The organism is Acidocella aquatica, assembly GCF_030160635.1.
GTDB classification, from domain to species: Bacteria; Pseudomonadota; Alphaproteobacteria; order Acetobacterales; family Acetobacteraceae; genus Acidocella; species Acidocella aquatica.
Map to the genome: position 1 here is coordinate 1 of NZ_BSOS01000026.1, position 18,342 is coordinate 18,342.

Below are 18,342 nucleotides of genomic sequence, written 5' to 3' on the forward strand. Positions count from 1 at the left end.
GAGCATTTCCAGGACAACCGAAGCCGAGCCACACAAATGATCGCAGCGGTTTAATGAATCGCCCTGGCCCCTGAATACACAACGATGGGTTCGATTGTGCCGGTGTACAACCCGCCCCAAAATACGCCGTTTCATTGTGTTGGAACCCCTGTCGCCGTCGGACTATTTGGCGTTCCCCGGGCGATCCACTTGGCTACCCGCGCCTTGGAATCACGGCCGGGCCTGTTGCCACGATGGGCAACAGGCGGGGCGACTGGCTTTTGGTGGTCACTCATACGGGCGAAATCGGCTGGCTTGATGATCCGCATGAGCAAACTTTCGAGCAGGCAAATCCTGGCGGATGGTGCCATGTGCATCAGGATGCGGGAGGTGGTCTCGTGTTCCAATATAAATACTACCACGAAACTTATTGAAACGGCGGATTGCCTGAGAGTATCTGGCGGGACTGAAATGGGCCATGATCACGGCAGCGCCGCCGCGGGTTGCGGTATCTTGATAACTGTTGATAAGAGGACTATCCTGCCGGCAGGCAGTTCATGGGGGGCCGAAGAATGATTAGTGCCGACTTGGGGCAGCAACTTGAGATTTTTGTCAGCCGTTTGGTTGAAACAGGGCGTTATGGCTCCAAAAGCGAAGTGCTCCGCGAGGGAGTCCGCTTGATTCAGGACCGTGAGGCGCAACTCGCCGCATTAGATACTGTGGTTGAACGCGCCCTAACCGATTCCGAGGCAGGCAAGGGGAAACCTGCCAATGAGGTTTTCGACCGCCTGGAAGCCAAATACCGGGCCATGGCAGGCGATAGGTGATTGTTCGCCTACTGCCGGATGCAGAGCACGACCTTGATACTATCGGTGACTACATTGCTCGTGATAACCCTCTCCGTGCGGTGACCTTCGTCATCGAACTAAGCGACAAGTGCAACAGCCTGGCTGAGATGCCGCTGGGCTTTCCTCTTGTACCTCGTTACGAGCATCGCGGCGTGCGCCTTCGGGTGCATGGCAATTACCAGATTTTTTATCGCGCGGTCGGGAATCCGATCGATCGTATTGATGTCCTGCACATCATCCATGGAGCGCGGAACTATGCAGCGATCTTGTTCTGAAGGCTTTCGCTACAAACTATATGTTCCACTAATGGTCTCGATTCGAGACGATATGTGCTCCCGTTGCCGCATGTGCAATACCTGGGAGCCAGTCGAAAACGCCCAGCCCCGCCAGATCGTAAGCAGTCGTGTAGAGGAAAAGGAGCATGATCACGGCAACGCCGCCGCGGGTTGCAAAATCCTGAGTGCGGTCGGGTGCTGGCCGGCCGCGTACCCACTCAAAGAAGCAGAACAGAAACGCGCCGCCGTCTAAAACGGAGATCGGCACGAGGTTCATCAGGGCAAGGTTAATGGACAAGACGGCCATCAACGTAAGAAGCGTGTCGCCTCCAGCTTGTGCGCCCTGACCGGCCAGGTGCGCGACCCCAATAACACCCTAGAAATTTCCGGCGCCCTGGCCGCTGGAGAGCGCGCGGCCAATTCCTTGGAAGGTTTGCGTTATCACCTGCCAGGTCCGTTCCGATGCGGTGAAAAGGGCCAGACCAGAACCCATCTTTTCGCGTGAAGCGACATCGCTCCAAATGCCGAGATAGCCGACTTCCCGGCCGCCGGCCTGTTCGTTGGTCAGGGTGGCCGTAAGTAAGAGCCAGGATTTTGCCATGCCGGTTGACGCTGAATTCCATAGATTTTCCGGGGTTACCCTCCAAAATAGGCCGGAGGGTATCGAAGCTTGTGACCGCAATGTCGTTCACGCCAATAATGCGATCGCCGGCATGGAATCCCGCGCGGACGGCCGGGGAGCCTGGAATGACCGAGCTGGCGATTGGTAGGAAGATTGGCATTCCCTGCACCATGAAAATGCCGGCATAGATGGCGATCGCAACGATAATATTTACCAGAGGGCCTGCTTCGATAATTGCCATCCGTGCAAGGGGCAGGCGGCTGAGATCGCCGCCGTTTTCTGTTGCGCTGTGTTCACTTGGAAAGGAAACATACCCCCATGGGGAGCATAGAGAAACGCCATACCGTACCCCGCCGGTCAGTCCATTCAAAAACGCGCGGGCCAAAGCCCAGGGCGAACCGGCGCGCTATTACGCCGGCAAGCCGGGCCAAGGCATAATGCCCGAACTCGTGTGCGAGGATTAGGGTATTTGCGAGGAAATAAAGTCCGACAAGCGCAATGATAACCGGAGGGATGTGCGCCATCGGACATTCCTGGGCGTTTCAGGTTGAACGGAATCGAATGTGCGGGCGTTTCCTCGACCCGAGTTAAATATAACGAAGTTTTATCTGTGTCTCGTTATGAGAATCGGGCTATTTGTGGAATTCAAAACCTATACGGCCATTTGAAAGCAAAACCGGATAGCAGTGATCTCCAGTCCCACCCGGGTTTACCCACGTCTTAATATATTTTTCGGAAATCCAACCGGTCTTGCCATTGAGGTGCAGAACTCGCGCATATCCATCGGTGAGAACGAGAGGAAACGATACGATTACGATCGCGCTTGCCCGACCAATTTGAGTTGAGGATGAAGTTGGATCGCTGTAGATCGGGACTTGAATATCTGGGTTCATCATTTCACCCGCTGGCAAATTTAGTGCCATGCAGGCGTAACCAGAAAGGACGGTTGCAGCGTGGCTTGGGGTGGCCTGTTGCGCGAGAACGGTAGCCGGTACGAAAGAGGCTAACATTGCCGCTGTGAGAAACAATTTCTTCATTTCAGCTCTCCTACATCAAGACGGATTGATTGGCCGAATTTCCTACGGTGTTAGCCACTGAAGATTGCCATTGCGCGACGGTGGTATTCAGAGGAATATTGTTATTTGTCAGATAGCTTTGGGGCACGACGTCCGCAAGTAGCGCAGATGGATCGGCATTGGCGACCGGCGCACCGTATTGAGGTCCAAATTCGTAATAGCTTCTCACATCGAGTACCGTCGGATTGCTAATACCCGAGCTTTCGAGATTTTGATTGGCCTGCATTAAATAGCCAGATGCGGCGATGGCTTCGGTGGTGGGATCATTCATTCCCGCGGACCCTTGGACAATTTGTGATGCGAGGGAAGGGTCTGCCGCCAGCGCAGTTTGCAACCCATCCTGAAAGGCTGCTGGGTACATTTGGAACGGCCCCTGCGCGCCACTGCCATTACCGTCGTTAGCACCGCAGCCGCTCTCGATGACGCAGGCTGCCGCGAGAGCAGAAGGGTTGAGACCCAGGGCCTCAGCATTGGCGATCGCGGACGATCCCCAACTTTGGGCGAGCAGCGTATCAAGGGCATCACTGCCGGAGGCACCAGAAGATCCGCCGGCCCCGCTACCTGCGCCGGTTGGGACCGTGTTCAACGTACCTTGAGGGATCGCGATGGTGGGCACACCTGGCTCTGGCAGATAGGGGGTAACCTGGACGGGCGCCCCATTCAATGTCTCTGAGACCTGGGCAAATGCCCACCCAGGCGCCAACGGAACAAGCAATATTACGGCGCGGACGATAAGCGGCCCGCACCCAACCGGTCGAAATCCAAATGGGCGTAATTTCATGTTCATAAACCTTCTCGCTGGTTCTGCGTCAGCGTGACGGATGCATTCGCGAATCGTTGGATTATTTTCTCTATCGTTAGAAAGTGCCTGGTGGGACGTTTTGGCTTCCGCCTTCCGCCCCGGTAGCCCATGGCGCAAATTCATAGGGCGGCCTGCTGGCTTGGCTGGATGGCTCCGCGGGTTTTACAACTGTGCCGTCCTGATTGAAAGTTGGCGGCTCCCAGGTCGCATTGGCATCACCGTAGGGTGCATAGGGATTGAACGTCGGGTTTCTTACCGGCGGTGCCGGCGGTGCTGAGTAACTCGCGACCGGTTTAATATTGCCCCGGTCGCAAGCCGTTAGGGCTAGGAGACCGGCGAGAAGGAGAAATGATTTGCGCATAGCTTGGCTCCGTAGTTGCGGGCTTGCTATGCGGCATCAAAATGCGAATGGAGAGTAATCTATTTGTTAGAGATCAGCATCAGGTTTGAGTTCGGGTGGCGATAGTTCGCCCGCCTTGATTTTGAGGCGCTGAATTTCCTCTAGGGCATAAGACAGCTTTCCACAGGTCTCGTACCCTATGTGGCGAAACTCTTCCTTTTCGGCGGCGAGGTCTGCTTTTTCGGCAGTCAGCCGGGCAATTTGTCTGTCTTTTTCCGCAAGCGCATCGGCATAGGCGGCATCGACCTTTTTGTTGTCCGCAAGGACGCCATTATACCGATCCGCTAAATTATTATATTTAGCAACGAGCCACGCGTAGCGCTGTTGGACGGCGAACAGCTGTTGCTGCTGCATCTCTTCAGCCTTCATCTCGCGCCTGCTTCGGAGAATGTCTATAAAAACATCGCCCGTGTACATATTAGAGAGCTGACCCGCTACAAGTTGACCGTCCAAATTAAACATCGACATTGTCTGCACCTTGATCACTTTGGTCGGTGGTGGCTCTCAATGTGGAATCCAAGCCTTCGTCGCCACCACCGCCTTGTGGCCCAGAAATAAGCCCGGCAGGCCCGCGAGGCAAGTTTTTCTTCTGGTCGGCGGCGGTCTTGACGCCCTGCAAACCCGCAGAGAGCGCTTGCTTCGTGCCACCAGCCAGACCCTGCCCAGCGCCCCAGGCCGCCTGCTGTTGGAAGGCCTCGATATCGACCCGGTTGGCAGCGGTAAAACCGAGAAGCCTGGGAAGGTGGTGAGGTAACAAGGCGATCATCCGGAAAGACATGATGGCGGTCGTGACTTGCAGCATCACAAAGATATTTAGCAGAACCACAATGCCAATAAGGTTGGTGACAAACCAACCATTGGCCAGGACAAAGCCAACGGCGATCCCGAAGCTCTCGCGGATCAGCCAGGACATGCAATCGAACACGAAGTAGCTCAGAAAGAGGCCGATGATCATCAAGGTTGGGCGGAACATGACATTGAACAACAATCCCCAGCCTTCAATGGCGCGGCCATGGAGACCGTCTCCGCCGATGGTCATGTGGGCGAGCATCCAGAGTGGCACGGCAATCATGGCCTCGCAGACCAGGATGATCCATCCGCAGACACCGGCCATCCACATGACATAGGGGACCATTGGCAGCACATAGGAGATTATCATGCCAGGCATGAGGATCGACGTCAGAAGCATGAAAATCGGGACGGAGAGGAACGATATAAGTGGATGAATGGCAACCGTGGCTGCGGCCGCAGCCCAATTGCCGGTCAGCACGTTCCAAACCGTTGTTGCGGCGGTGCCCGTGCCGGAGGCGAGGATGCCAGCGGCAGCGAACGCCGCCAAAGAGACATTCATCAGGACTTGGCCAAGGGACATCAAACCGCCAAAGGGGTCAGTCCAAACCTGGGTGGGCGGCAAAAGGAAGGCTGTTATTTTATTGAGGAACCAATCGTTCAGTCCAATGGAGTTGAAAAGCTGCGCCAGCACAGTCTGGCCTTTTGCAGCGTCGGTCGCGGAGGCCAGCGTCGTTGGAATCCCGCTCGGCGGATTTGAGCCATCGGCGGTGGTGGCGGTCTCAAGTAATGCCTGCATGTAGGAGTCGGCCGCGGATTTGACTGGTGCCAGGTCATCGGAGAGAGATGAGCCTAGGCCGTCATAGGTTGGTGTCGTAACATCCGGGGTGGCATTCATCACCGAGAGCGTTTCGGCATTCAGGCGGGCGATTTCCAGATAATAGGCGCCGGCGGCGGTCCAACCTAGCGTGGATTGCTGCTGTTCGCTGTTGAGAAGATCGAGATTACCGTTGCGGGCAGCGGTCGCATTGCTCTGAATTGCGGTATTAATTTGACTTTGAACGCCGGTGGCTGCCGTTGTCAGCAGATTGGTGTAATCGGCGACGGCAGAATTGTAGATCCCCTGAAGAGGTGCCAGAGAAGCAGCCGTTTTATTGAGCCAAAGATTTTGTGCGACGCTTTGGACCTGGGATTGCAGATCGCCGTTGATCACGTTGGTAAGGATTGCTTGCTGGGTTGCTGCCATATCGACGTTTACGCCGGCAATGGTCGTCGCATTCGAGGCGGCTTCGCGGACGGTGACCGATCCGCAAACGGGATTACCGGTGCCATCACCCGTGGCCAGAGAATAGCTCCAGGTCACGAAACCGCTCCCCTGGCCATCGTTGACGGACAGAGGCTGCGGTACGGGAATTAACGGGGTTCCGTTACCCGAACCATTTCCGGCAAGATTAACCAAATCCATGCAAAGCTGGTCATTGATCAGATTGGCGACGATGTTGCTCGTCCCCGGGATCTGTGGCGTAGCAATTACAATTGCATCCGGTCCCACGGCCTGGATGGCATTGGTGTAAAGTGATTTCGCCATGCCGACCCCCCACATGGCTCCCTGCATGACCATTTCTTGACCGGCGCAGAACCCGCCTCCGAGGGGAAACATCATGATGGCGGCGAAGCCGATCCGAACAGCCGCCATCCAGGTCTGGCCGCTCCCGAGCACTTGCGAACTCTCGGCTGCGCGGTGAATGTTCATGATGATGTTGTAGGAGACGAAGGCGCAGGCGATCGCCGCGACAAAGCCGGTGAACTGTCCGACCAATTGGCCGATCACCGTCGCTTCATTGCCCGTCGATACGCCTTGGGTGAAGCCTGGAATCGGAAACAGCGACTGGAGAACAGTTGCTGACCAATCACCCTGCGGATTGAGCGAAGACCAGCTGACATTATAGGGGTTGGTGGCCTGGGCAAACGCGGGTCCCGCAATGGCCACGAAGCCTACCGCGAGAATGAGAGATACTGCATTTGGCTTACGCATTGGGGGACCTCTGCTTGGCTACAGCGACAGGGTCCCACAGTATGATGCGAATGGCGGGACCGGGTTTTGTTTAGGCGGCGGGAGCGGGACCCGCCCCTGCAGATGGTGCGCGCGAGAACATGGCGCGTACCTTGTCGGCGGCACTTTGGATAATCTCGGCGATTGTTTTCGAGATATCGTCGAGCATATTTTTCCCTTCGTTGCGCGAGGGTGTACTGCTCGCGCGCTCGCCGATCTGACTGTCGAGTTGGTCGAATTTTGCGGTCAGATTGGAGGCGTCCGACCGTTTGGCGATGATCTGTTCGACTTGTTGCCGTCCCTCGCCATAGCGCGCCAGCGCAGATGCTGCTTTGTCATAGGCTTGCGTGAAGCCCTTATCGTCGTTGAGCGCTGTATTGAACGCTTGGCGCAGATCGCTGAATCTCCCCCCTTCGCGCATCTCTGATAGGACGCTTGCCATTCCGCCTGGTTCGGCACGTGCGGCGCTCTGAATGCGGTTCATAACAGCTGCACCTTCGGTATTGCGAAAACCATCCAGCGCCTCGACGGCGGCGCGGGCGGATTTCTCGACGCGGCCGATGACGCTGTCCTGGTCACGGCCAGCAACCTTTGCTTCGAACGACCGAAGCCGATCGGCGAATGGTGTCGCTTGCGGGGTCCATGGCGCATTTTCGATATTTCCGTTGCCGCGAAGTGCTGCAGTCAGCGTGTCGAGAATGCCGCCACGAAGCACTGCGGTCTGCACCGGCGGCGGTTCCTGGGAGCTCGGGGCATTGCGAGTGCCGCGTGGTGTGGGATCATTCCGCTGCGGCTGGTCCCCTCGGGCGCTGCTTGATGTGTTGGTTGTGTCGGCGTTGGCGCTCGACTGTTCTGCTTGCCCAGAAGAAACGCCCGAGCGGGCGTCATTCACGGCTTCAGGGAGCCGAGTTGCCAAGCGTATTTTATTTTCGAGATTATCGATGAGCGATTCTGTACCCGGTGTTGACTGGTTAGCTTGGCGTCCAATTTCCGCTGCACTTCGACGAATTTCCCGAACGACACCGCTATCATTGATTTGCGGTGTCGTTCCCAGCAATGCAATCATTCGGCCGTTCTCAAGGCCAGGCGCGCTCGCCGCCAGTCTCGTGGCCTCGGCCCGCTGTGCAGGATTCAGGTCAAGCTGCCGGCCCGTGGCCTTTTCAAAATCCTGGACGGCATACGCAACATCATGCTGAACGGATTTTTGGTTGAAGCGGACCGGCTCTCGTGCATCGTTGTCGAGTTCCTGAATTTTACGGCCTAGATTTTTCGCGGAATCCGGCAATTGATCAATGCTAGCAACGAGTTTTGAGAGTACATCCCGGATCGGATCAGGTGGCGTATGCAGCGCGGATACATCTGGCGCCCCACTTGGTGCGGTTAATTTCGTCACCTCGGCGCGCTGCACGGCGGAAAGGTCCAACTGTTTTCTGGTAGCTTTTTCAAAATCTGCGACTGTAGCTGCGATCTGATGCTGTACAGAGGTATCGTCAAACTGGAGAGGGTCTTTTGCCGCCAGCCCAAAATCCCGAATCCTGCCACTAAGCTGCTTATCGGTTTCCGAGAGATGGTTAGCGCTCTCCAACAACTTGGCGAGAACTTCCCGCATCGGCCCATCGGTTTTTGGTGCTGTGGCTGCGGGTGTGTCGTTCGGTGTCGGTTGATTTGAGTCTGACATTCGAGTCTCCCCTGAAGAATTGGAAGGATGGGTTAGTTGATATTCGGTGTTGGCATTTGCACTTCGGGCTGGAAATCATGCTGGGTGATTTGCGCCAGAGTGGTTGCGTTGACCGCGGCATTTTTCAAATCAATCGAGAAAATCTGGAATTCTAGGTAGTTGTTGAGTGCCAATTCGAGCGCAATTTCGCGGTTGACTGCTGCCGGAGGCATGCTCTGTAGCTGGGCGTTCCAGTTGATGTCACTGACACGGCTTTCCGCATTGATTTGAAGAACCTGTAGCCAGGACCCGGTGGCCTGCTGCGGGAGCCCCATATTCGTCAGATAGGTTTGTTGCTGGGCGGTCAGCGGGACGGAGGGTGATTGCATGCCGATGATGTTGTCGATGACGTTCTGTGCAAGTGATATTCTCGCATTGTAACTGCGGCGTTGTACGGCAGCATCTTGCCCGGCAATGGAATTCAACTGATCTCCGCGCAATGCGGCCGGCGCCACGGGTTCGATCAGGTTGATCGCGTAATCCTTTGCGGTGGTGACCGCTGTTTGGTTAGCGTAGGTGCCGCTTCCAAACAGGCTGGAGAAGCGCTGGTCTGCATCCGCTGTTGCGGTAGTGGAATCAGCGCAAAGCCCAGCGGCGACATCGTTTGGATCGCAATAGTAGTTTAGATGCTCCGCGTTTTCTGATGCAACACCCTGGGCCTGACCGTAATAGGAGGGAGACGTGGGACCTGACTCGTCGCGGACATCCTCGATCTGTCCGAGGGTAAATCCGACCGCATCTCCTTGAATGGCGGCTGCTTGTGTACTGACGCCGTTGTCGAGGCCAGTGCAGGCTGTGGGGCTTGCCGTTTGTTCGTCCCTGATTTGCGCATCGCGGAGTTGAAGGTCGTATTGCGCCATCGCTTCGTTGGAAGCATCGGTGATGTTTTCCATCGCGCCGATCGAGGCTTTGGAATAGTTTGCTTGCTGGGTGAATCCTTCCTGCAACAGTTGCTGAACCGTACCGTATGTGTTGTCGCCCATGAGGGTCGCCAACGGTCCAGATTTACCCAGCAAGGTGGTGAGAGCGCTTTCAATTGTGCCCAGGACGTTGATTTGCTTGATTTCTTGAATGATCGAGGCAGGGTCGATGACGGGAAGGTCAGCATAAGCGGGCTTCGCACCTACGAACACGCCGCCAACTGCGATTCCCAGAGCGGTCAGGCCCAATAATCTGTTTCGGCGCATGAGTGTCCTCCCTTAGTAGCTGCCGACAGGGGTTTGCGGTAATGTGTAACCTGGCGGGGCTAGGCCGTTGCCGTTGATGTAGAGACCGTTCCCTGACCCATTTGTACCGACCCCAAGCCCGATTGAACCGATTGGAGGCCCGCCGCCGCCAAAAGTGAGTTTCGGACAGGACAATCCGCCACCAAGGCCGCCGAAACCAAAATTGAAGCCTGTAACTGTCAGGCCGCACTGCAGGCCACTTGTCCAAGAATTCCAGGTGCTCGTAACCGCGTTGCAAAGCTGGCCTTCGACGCTTTGCAGAAGATTCGCGGGGTTCAGTAGGTTGGTCACCAGATTCAGGCCAACGCCATTGAAGAAATTGTTCAAGCAGGATAATTGCGTGACGCTGGTGGGCTGCTTGATGGTTTGGTTATCGGCCGCCATCCGCGCAGTCATACCGTTCGCCGCGGCTTGGACGATGGTGGAACACCCCACACTTCCCGTGGTCGTGGTTTGAGCTACGGCCTCTGCGGCCGGTAGCATCCCGATAAGCAGGGCGGCAAGTGCCAGTTTGCGTCGTTGCATCAGGCATTCTCCTGGGGGTTGGTCGCGGCCTCGGCACAGGATTGGAGCCAGGCCACTCGATCGGGGCTGAACATCCGGGTAAGCGTGTCGCGCGCCGTGAGGGCGCGAAGCGCTGAATTTATGGCTTGGGCATTTGCCGTTCTGCCCTGGGAGAGCTGGGCGAGGAGCTGCGGGGCGCCGGGCAGGGTCGCGGAAAGCCAGTCGACAAGCCGAAGGAGCCGCGCTGCTCCTAGTTGGGCTGCTACTGTTTGAAGGTCATGCGGGACAGGATCGCCCAGGAGGACCTTCGGGAGGATGGACGGGTCTTGGGTGCCAAGTTCGGATAGGACGGCTCCCAACTCATGGAGCAGGGGTGCTACGTTGGGTCCGCGCTCCAGCGCCCGGATCGCGGGGGGCCAGTTGTTTTGGCGCGTGGGTGGACGTATCGGCGTGAACCAGGCGGCAACGTCAGCCTCTGTGAAATCGAGCATTCAAACTCACTCCAGAAATTCTGAAGCCAGTCTGCCGAGGTCAAATGCGAATGGCCGCTAAAAATTATTTGGCCGGGTTTTTCACGATCGCGACTGCCATATAGGTCATCTGCAGGCTGAGCCCGATCGGCTTAACACTGTCGCGGAGCACGTGGTTCCATGTGTCGCCGCCTTTCCAGTTCACGGGGACCGCCGGGTTGACACCTGGACCGTAAGTCACCTTGACAGCGGGGGGCACGATCTGGCGGCAGGCAAAGGCAAGCGGAATGCTGTTCCCGAAACCATAGGCCATTTTCCAGTGAACCGGCTGGCTGGCGTTATCCGCACCAGGCGGCGGCGCTGGAGCACCCGCCGCACTCGAATCCAAAATTTCTGGACCCGTATCACCCGGCGGAGACTGAATGAGAAAATTCGCATGTGCCGGGGAGAAGGTAAACAGCAAAGCGGACGCCAATATCAAAGGCAGCGCGCGCACCATGAAATGCTCCTTTTTTGTTTCAGACTGTGTTCTAGGGTCGCGCAAAAGCGAACAGCAATGCTATAAGCGTCATGTATTTGGGAAGGATTCTAGCCGGAACATTCGCGTGGCTTTTCGGCTAGATGTATTTGGTAGGCGAGAAATGGCACGGACGACGAAAAGTCACGAACAAAATGTTGGTGCAGAAGATTTCAATGATGTGGTAAGAATCGTCGCGCAGAGGTTGCAAGATGCTAGACAGTCGGCGGGACTGACACAGTCGCAACTTGGGGAGAAAGCGGGAGTTAAACAGTCGTATGTTTTCGAATTGGAATACGGAGATACAAATCCGACTCTAAGGACTTTGGAGAAAATGGCCAAAGCCCTCGATATTAATCTGCACGATTTACTTCCTGGCCCACCAGGCGCTCCGGCGTCAGCCTCAGATGTGAAACACCTAACTGCTAAACTGGATCGAGCAACCAGTGTTGTGGAGGAGTATTTGCTAAACGAACGCCATCGGATCGAACGTGAGGAAACGCGGCGCGAGAAGCAAGAGACCGCGTTGCGTGAAGCCCTGCGGGAGATGGCAAAGATACGTTTTAATTTGCCTCCCCTAGATGATTTGATTGAAAATGGACAGGTGCCTGAAAGCGAGTAAACACCCTGCGGCTTCCTGGTTATCTGGTATTTCAGATAATTGAGCTTTTTTTGTTGATTTAATATCTAAACATGATTTAGCATCCGCCCGTCTTTCCCTATGGAGACGCGGGTGTCAGGTGCATTAGCCAAAGCTGAGGAGCGTGGACTGCCGGGGCCTTTGGGTGTCCCGCCTGTGTTGCGTTCACTCACGGCGGTTGTGCTGTTCCCGTTTGATGATTTGCTCTCCCGGATGATCAGGTCAGGCCAGGGAATGGAGGCCCTTTGCCTGATCCTCAGCCTGACACGCTCGCTCCTTGATGACCATTTGACCAGGCTAGGATTGGCCACCCCACACGACCGTCCCTTGCGCAAGCCCGGTCCGAGAAACTGGACGCACTGGGAAGTTACATGCCTGATTTGGTGGCGTTATATGGGGGCACACCCAGAGGTCATCGGCGCACGCGTTAAGCGGTCAGCGGCTGCTGTCCGCTGGAAATGCCGGCAATTAGGCCTGGCCGTCCCATCCCGCAAATCGCTCTACAGGCCAGACCCTGCCTCGTTGCGCGAGCCTGAGGCAGGCTGTTTCTGGTGCAAAAATGGCCAACCCTCAAACCCCGAAACCGTGTCCCCTCCGACGCCTGAATCGGCGTGCGGCCGGGTTGCTGGCGTCATTACCTATCGTGGGCGCGAGGCAGCGGAAGCATTCTCGCCGCCATCCATTGAAGCGCCTGGCGCGAAAATCACCGCGTTTTTTGGCGGGTCCGTTGGACAGTGCGAACTGCCGCTTTTCGGTGTGGTTGGCGGGACGGATAGCCAGCCGGCGAAGCAGGGTCTCAAGCAAAATCAACTGGAAATTGCCCGGCTTGCTCGCTCAACATCAGATTTCTTTATCCCGATGACCGAAGCGGAGGTCGATTTCACCGCTGATCTGAGATGGATTGGTAAAACACGACTGAAGCTCACAAACAAACTCATCGTATGGATTTGTGGGATGTTGATGATGGGCGGCTTGACCTATCAAGAAGCGGCTAAACGGGTCGGTATGAAGGAAGGGGCATATCGCACATTCCGAACTGACTGTAGTATTCCTGTTGATGAAGATCGCAGAAAATTCGGCGATATTTTTGATGAGCGCTGCGCGCGCGAGACGCTCGCGCAGTCTGGCTACGTCCTGCAACATTGCAAAACCGCGAGCGAAACCCGGGATGGCAAAGGTGACTGGTTCTGGGTGCATAAGACGGACGTGACTAAAATTCGTTTTTCACCAAGAAACCGGGAGCGTATCCATCGGATTGAGGGCCGATACAATAAGATATCAATTCTAAAAGGCCACGACGCGAAGCCATCGCCACGTGCAATAATGCTGCCATTCGCAAAAGACCCTGGCAAAAACGGCTGCAACAGAAACTCTCGGAGTGCAGCCCATGCGTAATCAGCAAGCGGCCGTCGCGCATCGCATTTCTGATCCGGATTTTGCGGGCTCGTTGGTCCATCGGGCTTTAACGGCCCTGATGATCTCGATGGGTCTGAATATAGCATTTGCCATTCACGACACCTGGATATGGACACATCCTGAGCCCGCAAAATATTTCAGCGTTGATGAGTTAAACAATCCTATTCCGATACAACCGCTGAGCGATCCCGTAATGGGTGATACCGATCTGCTGAACTGGACCGTCTCCGCAATCCTAGCCCCATATAATGTGGACTATTATAATTATCCCACGGAGATGAGCGAAGCTTCCCATCAGTTCACGTTGCGAGGTTGGAATACATTCGCAAATTCCATTATTAGCTCGGGCAATTTCAATGAGTTGAAGTCCGCGCGCTTGCTTTGTCATGCACAAACGCAGCGCGCGGCACTGATCGTGCAAACGATCTTCGATAATGGCGCCCTGGCCTATCAGGTCCAGGTTCCGATCTCGCAGACCTGCGAGAACGTCAATCAGACGAGCACGAATAACTACATGATTTCCGCGCTCGTCATTCGCACAAATGACCCGAATTATCCCAAAGGCTTAGCAATCGACCAGTTGGTGGCGGCGCAGCGATGAACGGATTTATCATGAGACACACCAGAACGCGACCAAATATGATGGCTTCAATTTGTGCCGCTACACTGACTGGGGGGCTTTTGTGGGGTGGGCTTGCCTTCGGCCAAACTGCGGATAGCTCAAGCCAAAATGGTAATGCCTCCGCTCAGGAACAAGCCGTGCAATCCGCGATTCCTCTGACGCCGGCCATGATCACGCAACTGGCACAGCGCTATCAGGCAAACCAGCAGGCGGCGGAACAGGCAGGGACGGCCTTGGCCGAGCCGCAAAGCCGGGAAGTGAATGTTTCTTTCGCGCCGGGCAATGCCATTGATATCATCAGCACCGTAAAAGGTTACCCGACTGCGGTCAGCTTCTTCGACGGCACTGGTCAGCCCTGGCCGGTGGAATGGGACACCAATTCAGATCCGGCGTCGGTGGCCACGGCAAGCGATTGCAATGTGCAGCAAAATGGCGGTAGTGGTGGGCCTTCGGTAGAGGCGATCGGGTTTTTGGTCTGCACCCCGGCAAAAGGCAGCAACGTGCTGGAGATCACACCGATGTCGCTCGCACCTCGTGGTGGCCTCGTGGTTTCGCTGCAGGGCGCGCCAAAGCCGCTGACGTTTTTATTGATGTCGGGCACGAGCAGCTATGACGCCGATCTGTCAATTCATGTTGCCGGACCGGGGCCGAATGCGCTGGTGGCAACGGTGCCGCCGGAGCAGGACGCGCCCGATACCGGCGCACCGTACCTTACCGGCATGCTGGAGGGTGTTCCACCCGCCGACGCCACACCACTCTCCGTAGAAGGCGTATCACCCGAGGATCTGCGTGCCTGGAAGCTGGGCGGGAATGTTTATTTGCGGACCAGCGACACGCTGCTCTCGCCTGAATGGACGGCTTCAGAAGCCGAGGCGGGCACCACGGTCTATGCAGTGCCCGATACACCTGTTGTCCTCCTTTCGGTGGACGGCCGGACGGTTTCCGCAGAGTTGAAGGAGGGGCAGTGATGTCAGACGCGGCAATTCCGAAAAAACCATCCATATTTTCGAAGCGAGGCTTGTGGAGCGGCGCTGGGCGGGCGGGCCCACGCCGGCTGTTGATCATCGGCGTTTCGGGCCTGGCGCTGGCGGCCGGCCTAGTGGCTATGACGCTAGACGGCAAAAGCAAGCCTCTTGTCTCCTATGACGCGCGGATGCAGGCCGTTGATGCCAATCCCGGCGGCCTGAATAGCAATCAGGAGCAGAATGCGTTGGCTTTAGACGCCAACGACGCGGCTGCAAATACCGCGTTGAGTAAGGGAACATCTTATACGCCGCCTCTCGCCGCTAGCGTACCAGTTGCCCTTGATGCGCTGGTATTTCCGCCATCCGCGGCGAGTGCCGCACCTTTGCCGGCGCAGCATTTTGTCCAACCGGCGCCGCCATCTCCGCCGCCGCCTGCGGTGGTTCAGCAGGTGGATGCACCCGTTTTTCCACCCCCGCTGCCTGGCACTTCCGACCCGCAGACGCAAGGCGTGCAAACCGCGGATAGCGGCGGTGATCCGCAACAAACATCCTATACGGCCGCCATTAACGGGCTATTCAGCCAATGGAATGGCCGGCCGCCCACGACCGATGTGGTGTTGCCGCCTCCGCCGCCCCAAAGCGATGCGGCATCGACGGGCCAGGCTTCAAATGCGGGTTCGGCAGGGCAAACCGGATCGACCGCGTCGCCGAGTGTCGCAGCCGATCCCGATCCGGCCGCGTCAGCCACACATGTCATCATTCCGGCGGGGCGGGGGATTTTCGCGCATCCAATATTGGCGTTGAGCTCGGATGAGACCAGCCCCGTGGTGTTGCAGGCAGATAGCGGGCCGATTGCCGGCGATCGCATGATCGGCAATTTTTCGCGCGAGAATGACCGGCTTATTATTAATGTGTACCAGATCATCCATAACGGTCAGCCGATTGCGTGTTCCGGTGTGGTGATTGCACCAGATACGATGCAGGCGGCCGTCGCCTCCGGCGTGGATCAACATTATATCTCGCGCTTTTTGTTGCCCGCCGCCGCGGCTTTTGTGCAGGGTCTGGGGAATGCGCTCGCGACGACTTCAAATACAACTCAGGTGTTGAGCCCCTTGGGTGGTGCCACGGCCACCACCAATTTGAACTTTCATCAACAGCTTGGCGTGGCGGCCGGCGTAGCGGCGGGACAAATCGGTAGCACGCTCGATCAGGATGCGCCGAAAGGTCCCACGATTACGCTCGCTGCAAACGTTGCGGTTGGTGTGATGTTTCTCTCGGATGTAAAGGCGCCCTACTGAAGGTGAGTCTTTTTTAAGGCCATTCGCAAAAAAGCGCGCGAAATTTGTGCATCGCCCTATTTTGATGAGGTCATCATGAATTCCGTTACTGTGAATTCCATTTACAACACCGATCCCGATGCACATGAGGTAGCGCGTCTGCCCGGCGAGGCGTTGGATCACACGGAATCTGATAAAGCCAGCGAACAATTGGCAGCGCCCGGAACCGATGGATTGTTTGCGGAGCCGGATCAGCGGTCCTGCACATCCGCCAAAAATAATTTTCCGCTCTACGCTGGGGTTGGGATGGTGGCACTGCTGATGGCGGCCGGTTATTTCATTGTCCACTCGGTAAAATCGCATCATCCATTACAAGCAACTCAGACGAGTACGGTTCACCTGGCGCAAGTGCCGCCCATCTCCATCGCACAGCTGGCGCCTTCGGCATCCCTGGCGAAAGTGCCGCTGCCAAAATCGCCGCCGGCCATTTTACATCAAAAATATGTGCCGCAACCGCCCTCAGCGGAGCTGAGCGAACTCGATGGTTTTCGTCTCGGCGCGCCGCCGGACAATTTGGACATCACGCAACCGCAGACACTTCCGAGCGCTGGTGAGGCGGCCGCCCCAAGCCCCTTACCACTCCAAGCGACGAGCATTATTCATCACCCAGCCACTCCGCAGGCTGCCTCCACCGGCCTCCTGGCGGCTCACACGCCGCCTGCGTCACCCAACCCGAACGCGAACCCCACCCCTCACCCAGCCTCCCCCGGGAGCCCCTTCAAAGTGACGAGCATCTCGGCGCCGAAGCCAACTCTGGCGCTTATCCCCCCGGCGGCCATCAATCCGGGGGATCAGGTTTCCGCGCCTGCGAAATACGGCACCACACCCACCCCTCAAGCAGCCCCCGCTCAGGCGGCTCCGGCGAAACAGGCTAGTGAAGTGACCTTGGCCGGGGCGATGGCGGGCTCGCTTTCCCCAGCGCAGCAGACAGAATTGTTTCAGCTGGTCACGGAACTGGCGACCATGGAACGGGATGATCGCATCAAGCAGGCTGTCCTGACGGGTGAGGTCGAGCAGCTATCGGCTCTTACCACCAATAGACTGGAGGACTATGACCGGCGTTTGTCGATGCTGGAGGCGCAAACGGCCGTCTCTGGAGCCATGCAGGCCGGTTCCAATGGGGCGGTAGAGGCAGCAATCGCCCCCGCTCCCTTGGTACAAGCGCCGGTCGCCGCCAACGCTTCCAACACCAGCGGAGCAACGCCGGCGCAAGCAGCACCTGCCGTTCCATCGGCAACCGTCTTACCTTCAACTGGTCCCGCGATTGCTGCTCAGTACCATGTGCAGGCGGCATCGCCAGGTTTGGCGATGTTGTCTGTCGTGGGGGGAGACGGATCGCCATTGGTGGTTCAGGTGGGAAATATCATCCCCGGCTACGGGAAAGTTCTTGGCGTCGTCCAGCAAGGTGATTCTTGGGTCGTGCAAACGCAGAGCGGCAACATCGAGTAATCATCGTCCGAGGAGTCTGCCATGCAAGGTTTGGTCGATTTTACCACGGCGCTTGCGGATTGCATTGCCGTCATTCTGCCGGCGCTTTGCTATCTCGCTGCCTGCGGCTGTTTCCTCTTTTTTGCCTGGACGTTGTGGACATGGTCGGAGCCCCATTCGCGCTATAACCATCGCCATATCGGCCAGCCCTGGGTTCCGTTCGTATCGCTGATTCTATGCGGTGTTTTTGCGAGTTTTCCAAAATTCCTCAGCATGGCGGATGTCAGTGCTGGAACCAATCTAGCCGTGGGGCTAACCAGCTACGCGCCTACAACACCTCCGAACGCGGCGAACGGCCTGGGTGCCACGCCGCAAGCAAGTGTGGTCGACGTGGTAACGATGTTTCAATATTTTTTCGAGGCGTTCGGCGCTGCCTGCGTATTCTGGGCGATTATGCGCTGGCGCGGCATGGTCAACGGCCGCGTCAACGGTTCGCCGACCTCCTGCGCGATTCAGTTCATCTTTGGCGTGATGTGTATAAACATCGTGACCATCGCTACCGGCGTCGTGAATTTATTTCAGACTGGCGGCTAGCGAAGGTTTTTTACGGCCATTCGCATTTTGGCACGGCAGGGTCAATTGCGAGGGAATGTTCC

The 18,342-nt window shown here is 56.8% G+C and carries 21 protein-coding genes and 1 pseudogene; 9 read left to right on the forward strand and 13 right to left on the reverse strand.

Annotated features, from left to right (window positions below; all coding sequences use genetic code 11):
• Window positions 1-551 precede the first annotated feature (551 nt).
• Entirely contained in the window at window positions 552-806 is a 255-nt protein-coding gene (locus QQJ84_RS06235; RefSeq protein WP_284257259.1) for a type II toxin-antitoxin system ParD family antitoxin, read from the forward strand.
• Window positions 803-1,102: a type II toxin-antitoxin system RelE/ParE family toxin gene (locus QQJ84_RS06240; RefSeq protein ID WP_284257260.1), complete on the forward strand. Its 300-nt coding sequence runs from the start codon at window positions 803-805 to the stop codon at window positions 1,100-1,102. The genes QQJ84_RS06235 and QQJ84_RS06240 overlap by 4 nt, the downstream gene beginning before the upstream one ends.
• Window positions 1,103-1,130: 28 nt before the next feature.
• Here the strand turns inward: QQJ84_RS06240 and QQJ84_RS06245 are convergent, their stop codons facing one another.
• The 13 genes and pseudogenes from QQJ84_RS06245 to QQJ84_RS06295 all read right to left on the reverse strand — a co-directional run bounded on the left by QQJ84_RS06245 (window position 1,131) and on the right by QQJ84_RS06295 (window position 11,260).
• The gene (locus QQJ84_RS06245) at window positions 1,131-1,472 is read right to left on the reverse strand and encodes a site-2 protease family protein (RefSeq protein ID WP_284257319.1); all 342 of its coding nucleotides are present in this window, start codon (window positions 1,470-1,472) and stop codon (window positions 1,131-1,133) included.
• 6 nt (window positions 1,473-1,478) lie between these two features.
• Window positions 1,479-1,703 carry a hypothetical protein gene (locus tag QQJ84_RS06250; protein WP_284257261.1) on the reverse strand — a complete coding sequence of 75 codons (225 nt, stop codon included), beginning with the start codon at window positions 1,701-1,703 and terminating at the stop codon, window positions 1,479-1,481.
• Window positions 1,704-1,716: 13 nt separating this feature from the next.
• Window positions 1,717-1,965 (reverse strand): annotated as a pseudogene (locus QQJ84_RS19450) (PDZ domain-containing protein); the annotation flags it as partial.
• A 52-nt stretch (window positions 1,966-2,017) separates the two neighbouring features.
• On the reverse strand, window positions 2,018-2,248 hold the full coding sequence (locus tag QQJ84_RS19455) for a site-2 protease family protein (protein ID WP_408861855.1): 231 nt from the start codon (window positions 2,246-2,248) through the stop codon (window positions 2,018-2,020).
• A 108-nt stretch (window positions 2,249-2,356) separates the two neighbouring features.
• A complete protein-coding gene (locus QQJ84_RS06255; protein ID WP_284257262.1) occupies window positions 2,357-2,761 on the reverse strand; it encodes an SH3 domain-containing protein in 405 nt (134 codons plus the stop codon).
• A 10-nt stretch (window positions 2,762-2,771) separates the two neighbouring features.
• Complete coding sequence (locus tag QQJ84_RS06260; RefSeq protein ID WP_284257263.1) at window positions 2,772-3,416, reverse strand: hypothetical protein; 645 nt, start codon at window positions 3,414-3,416, stop codon at window positions 2,772-2,774.
• 613 nt (window positions 3,417-4,029) lie between these two features.
• Window positions 4,030-4,470 carry a hypothetical protein gene (locus QQJ84_RS06265; protein ID WP_284257264.1) on the reverse strand — a complete coding sequence of 147 codons (441 nt, stop codon included), beginning with the start codon at window positions 4,468-4,470 and terminating at the stop codon, window positions 4,030-4,032.
• Entirely contained in the window at window positions 4,457-6,826 is a 2,370-nt protein-coding gene (locus tag QQJ84_RS06270; protein ID WP_284257266.1) for a DotA/TraY family protein, read from the reverse strand. The genes QQJ84_RS06265 and QQJ84_RS06270 overlap by 14 nt, the downstream gene beginning before the upstream one ends.
• Window positions 6,827-6,896: 70 nt before the next feature.
• Entirely contained in the window at window positions 6,897-8,522 is a 1,626-nt protein-coding gene (locus QQJ84_RS06275; protein ID WP_284257267.1) for a hypothetical protein, read from the reverse strand.
• A 32-nt stretch (window positions 8,523-8,554) separates the two neighbouring features.
• On the reverse strand, window positions 8,555-9,748 hold the full coding sequence (locus tag QQJ84_RS06280) for a hypothetical protein (RefSeq protein WP_284257268.1): 1,194 nt from the start codon (window positions 9,746-9,748) through the stop codon (window positions 8,555-8,557).
• A gap of 12 nt (window positions 9,749-9,760) precedes the next feature.
• Window positions 9,761-10,312 (reverse strand): hypothetical protein, encoded by a 552-nt coding sequence (locus QQJ84_RS06285; protein WP_284257270.1) that lies wholly within the window; start codon window positions 10,310-10,312, stop codon window positions 9,761-9,763.
• Window positions 10,312-10,782, reverse strand: coding sequence for a hypothetical protein (locus tag QQJ84_RS06290; RefSeq protein WP_284257271.1), 471 nt, complete (start codon window positions 10,780-10,782; stop codon window positions 10,312-10,314). Before QQJ84_RS06290 ends, QQJ84_RS06285 begins: the two co-directional genes overlap by 1 nt.
• 64 nt (window positions 10,783-10,846) lie before the next feature.
• The gene (locus QQJ84_RS06295; RefSeq protein WP_284257272.1) at window positions 10,847-11,260 is read right to left on the reverse strand and encodes a hypothetical protein; all 414 of its coding nucleotides are present in this window, start codon (window positions 11,258-11,260) and stop codon (window positions 10,847-10,849) included.
• Window positions 11,261-11,402: 142 nt separating this feature from the next.
• Here QQJ84_RS06295 and QQJ84_RS06300 point away from each other — a divergent pair, with 142 nt between their 5' ends.
• The 7 genes from QQJ84_RS06300 (at window position 11,403) to QQJ84_RS06330 (ending at window position 18,280) form a co-directional block, all read left to right on the forward strand.
• The gene (locus QQJ84_RS06300) at window positions 11,403-11,900 is read left to right on the forward strand and encodes a helix-turn-helix domain-containing protein (RefSeq protein ID WP_284257273.1); all 498 of its coding nucleotides are present in this window, start codon (window positions 11,403-11,405) and stop codon (window positions 11,898-11,900) included.
• A gap of 111 nt (window positions 11,901-12,011) precedes the next feature.
• The gene (locus tag QQJ84_RS06305; protein WP_284257274.1) at window positions 12,012-13,313 is read left to right on the forward strand and encodes a hypothetical protein; all 1,302 of its coding nucleotides are present in this window, start codon (window positions 12,012-12,014) and stop codon (window positions 13,311-13,313) included.
• Complete coding sequence (locus QQJ84_RS06310) at window positions 13,306-13,935, forward strand: DotI/IcmL/TraM family protein (RefSeq protein WP_284257276.1); 630 nt, start codon at window positions 13,306-13,308, stop codon at window positions 13,933-13,935. Before QQJ84_RS06305 ends, QQJ84_RS06310 begins: the two co-directional genes overlap by 8 nt.
• Window positions 13,936-14,093: 158 nt before the next feature.
• A complete protein-coding gene (locus tag QQJ84_RS06315; protein WP_284257277.1) occupies window positions 14,094-14,924 on the forward strand; it encodes a DotH/IcmK family type IV secretion protein in 831 nt (276 codons plus the stop codon).
• Window positions 14,924-16,219: a DotG/IcmE/VirB10 family protein gene (locus tag QQJ84_RS06320; protein ID WP_284257278.1), complete on the forward strand. Its 1,296-nt coding sequence runs from the start codon at window positions 14,924-14,926 to the stop codon at window positions 16,217-16,219. The genes QQJ84_RS06315 and QQJ84_RS06320 overlap by 1 nt, the downstream gene beginning before the upstream one ends.
• A gap of 75 nt (window positions 16,220-16,294) precedes the next feature.
• Window positions 16,295-17,707 carry a hypothetical protein gene (locus QQJ84_RS06325; protein WP_284257279.1) on the forward strand — a complete coding sequence of 471 codons (1,413 nt, stop codon included), beginning with the start codon at window positions 16,295-16,297 and terminating at the stop codon, window positions 17,705-17,707.
• 30 nt (window positions 17,708-17,737) lie between these two features.
• The gene (locus QQJ84_RS06330; RefSeq protein WP_284257280.1) at window positions 17,738-18,280 is read left to right on the forward strand and encodes a hypothetical protein; all 543 of its coding nucleotides are present in this window, start codon (window positions 17,738-17,740) and stop codon (window positions 18,278-18,280) included.
• Window positions 18,281-18,342 lie beyond the last annotated feature (62 nt).